This window comes from Micromonospora sp. NPDC005237 (genome assembly GCF_040607775.1).
Classification (GTDB): domain Bacteria; phylum Actinomycetota; class Actinomycetes; order Mycobacteriales; family Micromonosporaceae; genus Micromonospora.
In genome coordinates, this window is record NZ_JBEXHJ010000001.1 from 116,057 (window position 1) to 127,818 (window position 11,762).

At 69.9% G+C, this 11,762-nt stretch carries 9 protein-coding genes; 8 read left to right on the forward strand and 1 reads right to left on the reverse strand.

The annotated features are described in order from the left end of the window. Positions 1-29 precede the first annotated feature (29 nt). Complete coding sequence (locus tag ABZT87_RS00650) at positions 30-1,076, reverse strand: LacI family DNA-binding transcriptional regulator (RefSeq protein ID WP_354860493.1); 1,047 nt, start codon at positions 1,074-1,076, stop codon at positions 30-32. Positions 1,077-1,274: 198 nt separating this feature from the next. Between ABZT87_RS00650 and ABZT87_RS00655 the strand changes: the two genes are divergently transcribed. From ABZT87_RS00655 to ABZT87_RS00690, 8 genes are all read left to right on the forward strand, one after another. Further along, entirely contained in the window at positions 1,275-2,522 is a 1,248-nt protein-coding gene (locus ABZT87_RS00655; protein ID WP_354860491.1) for a maltose ABC transporter substrate-binding protein, read from the forward strand. Continuing rightward, entirely contained in the window at positions 2,522-4,150 is a 1,629-nt protein-coding gene (locus ABZT87_RS00660) for an ABC transporter permease subunit (RefSeq protein ID WP_354860489.1), read from the forward strand. The genes ABZT87_RS00655 and ABZT87_RS00660 overlap by 1 nt, the downstream gene beginning before the upstream one ends. 116 nt (positions 4,151-4,266) lie before the next feature. Next, a complete protein-coding gene (locus ABZT87_RS00665; protein WP_354860526.1) occupies positions 4,267-5,073 on the forward strand; it encodes an ABC transporter permease subunit in 807 nt (268 codons plus the stop codon). Further along, on the forward strand, positions 5,070-6,884 hold the full coding sequence (locus ABZT87_RS00670) for a glycoside hydrolase family 13 protein (protein WP_355132722.1): 1,815 nt from the start codon (positions 5,070-5,072) through the stop codon (positions 6,882-6,884). Before ABZT87_RS00665 ends, ABZT87_RS00670 begins: the two co-directional genes overlap by 4 nt. A 68-nt stretch (positions 6,885-6,952) precedes the next feature. After that, entirely contained in the window at positions 6,953-7,300 is a 348-nt protein-coding gene (locus tag ABZT87_RS00675; RefSeq protein WP_234585695.1) for a hypothetical protein, read from the forward strand. Between the two features lie 278 nt (positions 7,301-7,578). After that, on the forward strand, positions 7,579-8,646 hold the full coding sequence (locus ABZT87_RS00680) for a BMP family ABC transporter substrate-binding protein (protein WP_354860524.1): 1,068 nt from the start codon (positions 7,579-7,581) through the stop codon (positions 8,644-8,646). A 254-nt stretch (positions 8,647-8,900) separates the two neighbouring features. After that, on the forward strand, positions 8,901-10,412 hold the full coding sequence (locus ABZT87_RS00685) for an ABC transporter ATP-binding protein (RefSeq protein WP_355133650.1): 1,512 nt from the start codon (positions 8,901-8,903) through the stop codon (positions 10,410-10,412). Continuing rightward, the gene (locus tag ABZT87_RS00690; protein ID WP_355132724.1) at positions 10,409-11,761 is read left to right on the forward strand and encodes an ABC transporter permease; all 1,353 of its coding nucleotides are present in this window, start codon (positions 10,409-10,411) and stop codon (positions 11,759-11,761) included. The genes ABZT87_RS00685 and ABZT87_RS00690 overlap by 4 nt, the downstream gene beginning before the upstream one ends. The last annotated feature ends 1 nt before the right edge of the window (position 11,762 follow it).

Below are 11,762 nucleotides of genomic sequence, written 5' to 3' on the forward strand. Positions count from 1 at the left end.
GAGCAATATGCCGCCCGCCTCTGCAAGAGTCAAGCAGATCTTGCGTAAGGAAACCGCACGGCGGCCGGGGCGACCGCGGTCGAGCCCCGCGCGACCAACTCGGGGCGGAACAGGTACTCCGAGTGCGGGGCGCCGTGCCCGTTGATCTCGTCCACCAGGGCCCGGACCGCCGCCACCGCCATGGCGATGACGGGCTGCCGCACCGTGGTCAGCGGCGGGTCGGTGAAAGCCATCAGCGGTGAGTCGTCGTAGCCGACCACGGAGAGGTCGCCCGGAACGGTCAGACCGCGTTGCCGGGCCGCCCGCACCGCACCGAGCGCCATCAGGTCGGAGCCGCAGACCAGGCCGGTGACGCCCCGGTCGAGCAGCCGGCCGGCCGCCGCCTCGCCACCCTCCACACCGAACAGTGTCAGCTCGGCCAGCGGGCCGAGGTCGGCCTCGGCGACGCCGGCCAGGCGGGTCATCGCCGCCCGCCAGCCGGCCACCTTGCGCTGCACCGGCACGAACCGGTCCGGGCCGGTGATCAGGCCGATCCGCCGGTGCCCGAGCGCGACGAGGTGGGCCACGGCCAGGTCGGCGGCCTCCCGGTCGTCACAGGAGACGAAGGGGGCGCCGATGCCGGGGACGTACCCGTTGATCATCACGACCGGCAGCGGCCGGGCGATCAGCGCCCGGTAGCGGTCGTGGTTGGCGGCGGTGTCGGCGTGCAGGCCGGAGACGAAGACGATCCCGGAGACCTGCCGGTCCAGCAGCATCTCCACGTATTCGTCCTCGGTCACGCCGCCGGCGGTCTGGGTGCAGAGCACCGGGGTGAACCCGCTCTGCGCCAGCGTCGACTCGATGACCTGCGCGAACGCCGGGAAGATCGGGTTGTCCAACTCGGGCACCACCAGGCCGACCAGGCCGGCGCTGCGCTTGCGCAGTCGTGCCGGTCGCTCGTAGCCCAGGACGTCGAGGGCGGTGAGGACGGCCTGTCGGGTCTCCGGGGCCACGCCGGGGCGGTCGTTGAGCACCCGCGACACCGTGGCCTCGCTGACTTCGGCCTGCTGGGCGATGTCGGACAGTCGAGCGCGCATGGCGGCACTTTAGCCCACCGGCAAGTTCTTGCGGGGCTCTCTGCAAGCCCTTCCATTATCTGCAACCTCTTGCTAACGTCCCCGCAACATACGCGAGCAGCGGCGCAGCATCGCTGCGCCGGTTGGCAAAAACTTTCAGTTTTCCCACTGGCGGACCGTCCTTCCCCCGGCGGATCCGCCATGACGACAGGAGTACCGATGCGCATCCGTACCGCGGGTGTGGTCGCCCTCTTCGCCCTGGCGCTCGCCGCCTCCGGCTGTGGTGGCGACAGCGACAAGCCGGCCGCGAAGGAATCCCCCAAGGCGGCCGGCGGCAAACTGGTGATCTGGGCGGACGACAAGCGCACCGCTGCCCTCAAGCCGTTCGCCGAGAAGTTCGGCCAGGAGAACGGCGTCACCGTCGAGGTCCAGGCCGTCAGCAAGGACCTGCAGACCAACTTCGTCACCGCCTCGCAGCAGGGCAGCGGCCCCGACGTGGTGGTCGGCGCGCACGACTGGATCGGCAACCTGGTGCAGAACGGCGCCATCGACCCCGTGCAGCTCGCCGCCGAGCAGAAGAGCGCGTTCAACGCGACCGCCATCAAGGCGGTCACCTTCAACGGTCAGCTCTACGGTGTGCCGTACGCGCAGGAGAACCTGGCGCTGATCCGCAACACCGAGCTGGCCCCCGAGGCGCCGAAGACCATCGAGGACCTGGTCGCCACGGGCAAGCAGCTCAAGGCGTCGAAGAAGGCCACCGAGACGCTCTGCCTCCAGGTCGGCCAGAACGGCGACGCGTACCACATCTACCCGCTCTACAGCTCGGCCGGCGGCTACCTCTTCGGCACCGGAGCCAACGGGGACTACGACCCGAAGGACCTGGGCGTGGGCAAGCCCGCGTCGATCGAGGCGTTCAAGAAGATCAGCGCGCTGGGCGAGAAGGGCGAGGGCGTGCTCAAGCGCTCCATCGCGGACACCAACTCGATCGCCACCTTCACCGGCAAGAAGTGCGCGTACCTGGTCTCCGGGCCGTGGGCGATCGCCGACGTCAAGAAGGCCAACGTCAAGTACGACATCTCCGCCATCCCCGGCTTCGCCGGCGGTAAGGAAGCCCAGCCGTTCGTGGGTGTGCAGGCGTTCTACGTCGCCGCCAAGGGCAAGAACAAGGCACTGGCCCAGGAGTTCGTCGCCAACTACACCACCACTCCCGAGCTGGCCGTCGCGCTCTACAACGCCGAGCCCCGGCCGCCGGCGCTGACCGCCGCCCTCGACCAGGTCAAGGGCAGTGACCCGGATCTGGCGAAGTTCCAGGAGGCCGGCAAGAACGGCCAGGTGCTCCCGGCGATCCCGGCGATGGCCGCCATCTGGGACCCGTTCGGCAAGGCCGAGGCCGCCGTCATCGGCGGGGCCGACCCGACCAGCACCATCACCGCCGCCGGCAAGACCATCTCCGGCCAGATCAAGTAATGAGTACGCCGCTGTCCGGCCCGGGGTCTGCCACGCAGACCCCGGGCCGGGGGCCCGTCGGCTCCCGACCCCCGCGCTCGCGTGACCACGCGCCGATCACCCTGACCGGCCTCGCCGGCAAGGTGCTCCTGCTCGGCCTCACCGCCGGCATCGCCCTCTGGGCGGCATTCCCGCTCATCGACGGGGAGAAGTGGGCCGGCCTGGCCCTGCTGGCGGCGACCACCGCCGGGCTGTTCTACCTCTACCTCACCCGGCGGCACATCCCGGCCAAGTACCTGGTGCCAGGCACCCTGTTCCTCATCGCCTTCCAGGTGTTCCCCGTGCTCTACACGGCGAGCACCGCCTTCACCAACTTCGGTGACGGGCACCGGGGCAGCAAGGACGAGGCGATCGTCGCGATCCAGACCTCGTCGGTCACCCAGGTGCCCGGCTCCGCCGAGTACGCCCTGTCGGTCGCCACCAAGGGCGACCCGGCCACCGCGCCACTGGTCTTCCTGGTCACCGACCCCACCACCGGGGCGGTCTCCGCCGGCGACGCGGGCGGGCTGCGCCGACTCGACGCCGCCGACGTCACCGTCGGCACGGGCGGAAAGGTCACCGCCGCCGACGGCTACACCGTGCTGAACTTCGGCCAGGCCAGCGCCCGCAGCAAGGAGATCACCGACCTGGTCGTCCCGACCGCCGGTGGCGCGCTGCGGTCCAGCGGCCTGTCCCGGGCGTACGAGGGCAAGGCGGTGCGGGCGTACGACGCCGGCTGCGACTGCGTCCGGGACACCGGAACCGGGCAGACCTGGACCGCCGACGAGGAGGTGGGCGCCTTCGTCGCCGCCGACGGCGAGCGGCTGGCCCAGGGCTGGAAAATCAACGTCGGGCTGCGCAACTTCACCCGCGTGCTCACCGACGAGAACATCTCCGGCCCGTTCCTGGGCACCCTGATCTGGAATTTCGCGTTCGCCATCGCCTCCACCGCAGGCACGTTCCTGCTCGGCATGCTGATCGCGCTCGTGCTGCACTCGCCCCGGATGCGGGGCACCAACCTCTACCGGGTGCTGCTGGTCCTGCCGTACGCCATGCCGTCGTTCGCGATGCTGCTGGCCTGGCGGGACATGTTCAACGCCGACTTCGGCCTGATCAATAACCTGTTCGGGCTGGACGTGGACTGGTTCGGCCAACCGTGGACGGCCCGCTTCGCGGTCATCCTCGTGCAGCTGTGGCTCGGCTACCCGTACATGTTCCTGGTGGCCACCGGCGCGTTGCAGGCCATCCCGAGGGAGCTGACCGAGGCCACGTCGGTCGACGGGGCGTCGCCCTGGCAGTCCTTCCGCGCGGTCACCCTGCCGCTGCTGCTGGTCGCGCTGTCTCCGCTGCTGATCTCGTCGTTCGCGTACAACTTCAACAACTTCAACGCGATCTACCTGACCACCGAGGGCGCGCCCTTCCCGGCCGACAACCCGACCAACGGCGCCACCGACCTGCTCATCACGTACACCTATCGGCTGGCCTTCGGCGGGCAGGGCGCGCAGTTCGGCTTCGCCGCCGCGATCTCGCTGTTCATCTTCGCCATCGTCGCCGTCGTCTCGGCGGTCAGTTTCCGGCGGACCCGCAAGCAGGAGGAGGTGTACTCGTGAGCACCCTCACCGCGCGTACCGGCGACACGGCCGGCCGCCCGGCCGCGAACCGGAACATCAGTGGTAGGCGGCGTAACCGCTGGTTCGCCCAGGTCGGCTGGCGGCACCTGGTCGCCATGCTCGCCGTGCTGTTCAGCCTCTTCCCGATCGTGTTCGTGCTCTCCGCCGCGCTCAATCCGCTCGGCACGCTCTCCACCAGCGAGCTGGTGCCCACCGACGGGGTGTCGCTCGGCAACTTCAGCGGGCTGTTCGAGCGGACCGCCTTCGAACGGTGGTTCCTCAACTCCCTGCTGATCGCCGGGGTGGCCTCGTTCGCGTCGGTGTTCCTGTCGGCGCTGGCCGCGTACGCCTTCTCCCGGATGCGCTTCCGGGGACGGCGGGTGGGGCTGTTGTCGCTGCTGCTGATCCAGATGTTCCCGCAGTTCCTGGCGATCGTGGCGATCTACCTGATCTTCGGCACGATCACCGACCTGTGGCCGTCGATCGGCTTCAACACCCCGTGGGGGTTGCTGCTGCTCTACCTGGGTGGGGCGCTCGGCGTGAACACCTGGCTGATGAAGGGCTTCTTCGACACCCTGCCCCGGGAACTGGACGAGTCGGCGACGATGGACGGCGCGTCGCACGCCCAGGTCTTCTTCCGGATCATGCTGCCGCTGGTGGCGCCGATCCTGGCGGTGGCCGGGCTGCTGGCGTTCATCGGCACCATCAACGAGTTCCTGATGGCCAACGTGTTCCTCACCAGCAGCGACTCGAAGACCCTCGCGGTCGGCATGTACGGCCTGTTGCAGGGCAACGAGCGCAACAACAACTTCGGGATCTTCGCGGCCGGCACCCTGCTCACCGCGATCCCGACGGTGCTGGTCTTCCAGCTCCTGCAGCGCTACATCGTCTCCGGCCTGACCGCCGGAGCGGTCAAGGGATGACCACGCCGCAGCCGCACCACGACGGATCCGTCGGCTACGTCCCGCAGCAGGAGCCGACGCTCGGCGAGACCGTCGACGTCTTCGTCCGGGTTCCGGCCGGTGCCGACGTCCGGCAGGTGCACGTGCGGACCACCGGCGACGGTGAGCCACACTTCCGTGCGGCCACCGTGGACCGTGCCGAGGGCGACGTCCTCTGGTGGCGTGCCGAGGTCGAGGCGCGCAACCCGGTGAGCAACTACCGCTTCCTGCTCTCCGGGCGGCACGGTCCCCGGTGGCTGACCGCCGCCGGTGTGGCCGACCACGACGTGCCCGACCACGGCGACTTCAAGCTGGTCACCCACGCCGCGCCGCCGGCCTGGGCACGGGACGCGGTGATCTACCAGATCTTCCCGGACCGGTTCGCCCGTTCGGCGGCGGCGGATGATCGGCCGCTGCCGGACTGGGCGATCCCGTGCGACTGGGACACCCCGGTGATCGGGCGGGGCCCCGAGACGCCGTACCAGTTCTACGGCGGCGACCTGGACGGGATCACCGAGCGGCTGGACCATCTGGACCGGCTCGGGGTGAACACCGTCTACCTCACCCCGATCTTCCCGGCCCGTTCCAACCACCGCTACGACGCGGCCAGCTTCGACCGGGTCGATCCGCTGCTCGGCGGGGACGCCGCGCTGGCCCGCCTCGCCGAGGCGGTACGCGCCCGGGGCTGGCGGCTGCTCGGCGACATCACCAGCAACCACACCGGCGACGGCCACGACTGGTTCGCGTCGGCCTCCTCGGACGTGCGCGCGCCCGAGCGGGGGCTGTACTACTTCGACGAGAGCTCCGGCTCGTACGAGTCCTGGAACGGCGTCAAGTCGCTGCCGAAGCTGAACTGGGGCAGCGCCGACCTGCGCCGTCGCTTCGCCACCGCCGAGGACGCCGCGCTGCGCCGCTGGCTGCGCCCGCCGTACGGCCTTTCCGGGTGGCGGGTCGACGTGGCGAACATGACCGGCCGGCGGGGCGTCGACGCGTACACCCACGAGGTGGCGGCGCTGCTGCGCTCGGTGGTCGTCGGGGAGCGTCCGGACGCCCTGCTGATGGCCGAGCACGGCCACGACCACACCGGTGACCTGGACCGCGATGGCTGGCACGGCACCATGAACTACGTCGGCTTCACCGACCCGATCTGGTCCTGGCTGCGCCACGGCGACCAGCCGGTGCCGAACTTCCTCGGTACCCCGGGCGGGGTGCCCCGGCGGGACGCGGAAGCGGTGCTGGCCACCATGGGCGCGTACCGGTCGCTGGTCTCGTGGCGCTCGTACGTGCACTCCTGGCAGCTGCTCGGCTCGCACGACTCGGCGCGGATCCGGACGGTGGTCGGCGACGCCGCCCGGCAGGAGGTGGCCGCCGGTCTGCTCGCCACGATGCCCGGCACTCCGATGATCTTCGCGGGGGACGAGCTGGGGCTGACCGGCACGAACGGCGAGTCCTCGCGTACCCCGATGCCGTGGCGCCGGCCGGGCAGTTGGGACGCCGCCACGTTCGCCACGTACCGGTCGCTGATCGCGTTGCGTCGCGCGGAGCCGGCGCTGCGCCACGGCGGTCTGCGGTGGCTGCACCACGACCCGGACACGCTGGTCTTCCTGCGGGAGGCGCCGGCCGGCTCGGTGCTGGTGCTGGCCCGCCGGGCGCCCGGCACGCCGGTGCGGCTGACCGGGCTGCCGGCCGCCGACAACGTGTACGGCGGGGCGTCCGCGCTCCGGCCCGGGCCGGACGGGGTGTCGACCCTGTCCGGCGACGGCCCCACCTTCCAGGTGTGGCGGCTGTGGTGACCGGGCTCGACGCGCCGACCGGCCGACCCCCTACTACGAACTGTCGTTGATGGGGGAGGATGGGCGGCGTGGAAGCACTGCGACTCATTCTCCTCTATGTCCATCTGATCGGCTTCGCCCTGCTGCTCGGCGGCTCGATCGCGCAGTACGTCAGCGGGAAGCTGCGCATCAACTCCGCCATGCTCTGGGGCGCCGTGATCCAGCTGCTGACCGGGCTCGGTCTCTCCGCGCCGCTGCGTGGCGGTGGTGACGACGAGCCGGACCCGGCGAAACTTGTGACGAAGTTGGTGATCGCGCTGCTGATCTTCGTCATGGTCTTCTTCTCCCGGAAGCGGGACGTGGTCAACCGCGGCCACTTCCTCGCGATCGTCGGCCTGACCCTGGTCAACGCGGCGGTCGCGGTCTTTTGGCGGTAACGTCCGGCAGAGGGGATGACCTCCGCGAACCGGACGTTCGGGACGCCTCGATGCTCGGTTACCAGCACGAAGAGTGATGTGCCCCACGCAAGGGTTACACCCGGGTAACAGGCGCTCAACAGTCGTGCACGATTGTCGGCCGGTGGGTGGGCGCGGGCGTACGCTCCCGTCCGTAACGTGGGACAGCCGGCGGCACACCCGCAGGTCGGCTGATGGGCTGCCACCGCACTAGGCGCGGTGTGCAATGGGAAGGAGACGTCTTGCGCTCGGTGCGTGGGATGCGGATCGCCTCGATCTTCGCGGTAGGTGGGCTCGTGCTCAGCGCCGCCGCGTGTGGCGAGGCCCCCGATAGTGACAAGAACGCCGGCAGTGGCGCCAAGAAGTACAGCGCCTGCATGGTGACCGACGTCGGCGGCATCGACGACAAGTCGTTCAACACCTCGGCCTGGAAGGGTCTGCAGGAGGCCAAGGCCGCCAACGACAACATCGACATCAAGTACGTCGCGTCGAAGTCCGAGCCCGACTACGAGCCGAACCTGACGCAGTTCGTCAACCAGAAGTGCGACTTCATCCTGGCGGTCGGCGGCCTGATGGCCAACGCCACCTCGAAGATCGCCAAGGCGAACCCGAACCAGCAGTTCGGCATCGTCGATGCCAACCCGGGTGACGCCAACGTCTACCCGATGCAGTTCGACACCGCCCAGGCCGCGTTCCAGGCCGGCTACCTCGCCGCCGGGATGAGCAAGACCGGCAAGGTGGGCACCTACGGTGGTCTGCCGATCCCGCCGGTGACGATCTTCATGGACGGCTTCGTCGACGGTGTGAAGTACTACAACACCGCCAAGGGCAAGAACGTCCAGGCGCTGGGCTGGAACAAGGAGACCCAGAAGGGCTCCTTCACCAACGACTTCGCCAAGCAGGACGAGGGCAAGAAGGTCTCCGACGCGCTGGTCGCCCAGGGCGCGGACATCATCATGCCGGTCGCCGGCGGCTCCGGCCTCGGCACCACCGCCGCGGCCAAGGCCTCGGGCGGCAAGTACAGCACCATCTGGGTGGACGTCGACGGCTGCGAGAGCACCCCGGACTGCGCCGCGATCATCACCACCGTGGTCAAGAACATCCCGGAGGCCGTCAAGGAGGCGGTGGTGAAGGCCGCCGGTGGCGAGAAGCTGCAGGCCAACCCGGGCTTCGTCGGCACCCTGGCCAACACCGGTGTCTCGATCGCCCCGTACCACGACTTCGACGGCAAGGTTCCGGCCGAGCTGAAGACCGAGGTTGACAAGATCAAGGCGGACATCGCCGCCGGCACCATCACCGTCACCTCGAAGGCCCAGCCGACCAAGTGACAACCGCCCGGCCGCTCCGGTGAGATCATCGCAGGAGCGGCGGGGTACAGGTACGACCGATCCGGCCGCTCCGGCCCGCGGGTGACCACCCGTGGGGCCGGAGCGGCCGGATCGCGCGCCACGGTGACCGGCCTGGTCCGGCCCGGTCGACCGGCAGCTACGCTGCACCATCGCTCGCACTCCAGGAGGTTGCGCTGAGACTCGAACTGCGCGGCATCACCAAGCGGTTCGGTGATCTGGTCGCCAACGATCACATCGACCTGACGGTGGAGCCTGGAGAGATTCACGCCCTGCTCGGCGAGAACGGCGCGGGCAAGTCGACCCTGATGAACGTGCTCTACGGGCTCTACCAGCCCGACGAGGGCGAGATCCTGGTCGACGGCACGCCGCTGAAGCTGAAGGGCCCGTCCGATGCCATCGCGGCCGGGATCGGCATGGTGCACCAGCACTTCATGCTGGTGCCGGTCTTCACCGTGGCCGAGAACATCATGCTCGGCGCCGAGCAGGTCCGGGGCGGCATCGCCGGTTTCCTGGACCGGCGGCGGGCCCGGCGCGAGGTCACCGAGGTGTCCGAGCGCTACAACCTGCGGGTCGACCCGAATGCGGTGATCGAGGATCTGCCGGTCGGCATCCAGCAGCGTGTGGAGATCGTCAAGGCGCTCACCCGCGACGTCGACCTGCTCATCCTGGACGAGCCGACCGCGGTGCTCACCCCGCAGGAGACCGAGGACCTGCTGACGGTCATGCGGTCGCTGAAGGCGGCCGGCAAGTCGATCGTCTTCATCACCCACAAGCTGGGCGAGGTCAAGGCCATCGCCGACCGGATCACGGTGATCCGGCGCGGAAAGACCGTCGGCACGGCCTCGCCGGAGACGAGCCGGGACGAGCTGGCCGCGCTGATGGTCGGCCGCAGCGTGCGGCTGACCGTCGACAAGTCGCCGGCCGCACCGGGCGAGCCGGTGCTGGAGGTGGCCGGGCTGGTCGTTGACGACGACCGGCAGGTCCGGGCGGTCGACGGCGTGGACCTGACCGTCCGCGCGGGCGAGGTGCTCGGCGTGGCGGGCGTGCAGGGCAACGGCCAGACGGAGCTGATCGAGGCGATCATGGGCCTGCGCCCGGTGCTCGCCGGCACGGTCAGCCTGGGCGGCGACCGGATCGACGGCTGGACGACCAAGAAGGTGCTCCGCGCCGGCGTCGGTTACGTGCCCGAGGACCGCAGCGTGGACGGCCTGGTCAAGGAGTTCAGCGTCGCCGAGAACCTGGTGCTGGACATCTACGACCGGCCGCCGTTCGGTGCCGGGCTCGCCCTCAAGCCGGACGCCATCGCGTCGTCGGCGCGGGAGCGGATCGAGCAGTTCGACGTCCGTACCTCATCGGCGGACGCGGCGGTGGGCACCCTGTCCGGCGGCAACCAGCAGAAGGTGATCGTGGCGCGGGAGCTGTCCCGGCCGCTGAAGCTCTTCATCGCCGCCCAACCCACCCGTGGCGTGGACGTCGGGTCGATCGAGTTCATCCACAGCCAGATCATCCACGAGCGGGACATCGGCACCGCCGTCATGGTGGTGTCCAGCGAGCTTGACGAGGTGGTCGGGCTGGCCGACCGGATCGCGGTGATGTACCGCGGACGGATCATCGGCATCGTCGGCCCGGACACCCCGCGTGAGGAGATCGGTCTGTTGATGGCCGGCATCCACCCGGACGCGGCCGGCACGGCCGACGGGGGTCCGGCGCGCGCCGACGGCCCCGCGAGCGAGGACGAGGCATGACCACCAACCCCAATCCGCAGTCGGGCTCTCCGGACAAGGAGCCGGCGAGCGAGGCGCAGGCGGCGCAGAACGCGCTCGGCAACACCGAGCGGGCCGGCACGACCACGACGGAGAAGACGCCGGAGCCGAAGCCGTCCCTGGGCCGGCTCTTCCTGGACAACCTCTGGGCGGCCAACACCTTCACGGTGACCCTGCTGTCGCTGGTGCTGGCGATCGTCGTCGGCGCGGTGTTGATGATCGTCTCTGACCCGGACGTGCTGCACACCTACACCTACATCACCGCCCGGCCGGCCGACGCGCTCAACTCGAGTTGGACGCTGGTGAGCGAGGCGTACGCGAACCTGTTCAAGGGCTCGATCTTCGACCCCGAGGCGTTCTCCGGCTGGGTGAACGGCAGCAACGGCTGGCAGGCCGTGCTCGCGCCGATCTCCGAGACGCTGACGTACGCCGCGCCGCTGGTCTTCACCGGCCTGGCGGTGGCGCTGGCCTTCCGTGGCGGCCTGTTCAACATCGGCGCGCAGGGTCAGGCCACCATCGGCGTGATCCTGGCCGCGCTGGCCGGCTTCCTGCTGCCGCTGCCGCCCGGCCTGCACCTGCTGGTGGCGGTGCTGGCCGGCGCGCTGGGCGGGGCGATCTGGGGCTTCATCCCGGGCATCCTCAAGGCCCGCGCCGGGGCGCACGAGGTGATCAACACGATCATGCTCAACTACGTCGCCACGTACTTCCTGACCTGGCTCATCGTGCAGAACGGCGTGCAGGACCCGACCCGGACCGACGCGATCAGCAAGGCGGTGGACACCTCCGCCCAGCTGCCGCGCCTGCTCGGCGACAACCTGCGGGTGCACGCCGGCATCCTGCTCGCCGTGCTGGCCACCTGGGCGGTGGCCTGGTTGCTCAACCGGTCGACGCTCGGCTTCGAGCTGCGCGCGGTCGGCGCCAACCCGGACGCCGCGCGGACGGCCGGCATCAGCGTCACCCGGACGTACATCCTGATCATGGTCTTCTCCGGGGTCCTGGCCGGTCTCGGCGGCTCGAACATGGTGCTCGGTTCGACCGCCAGCGCGCTGACGCCGCTGGTGGTGGCGCAGATCGGCTTCGACGGCATCCTGGTGGCGCTGCTCGGCCGGGTGAAGCCGTGGGGGGTGCTGCTCGCCGCGCTGCTGTTCGGTGCGCTCCAGGCCGGCGGCAACCGGATGCAGTCGTACTCCGGCATCTCGCTGGAGCTGGTGACCGTGCTCCAGGCACTGATCGTCATCTTCATCGCCGCACCCGCCCTGGTAAAGGCGATCTTCCAGCTCCGGGCCGCACGGGCCGCCCGGTTGCAGACGAGCCTGGCGAAGGGCTGGTAAC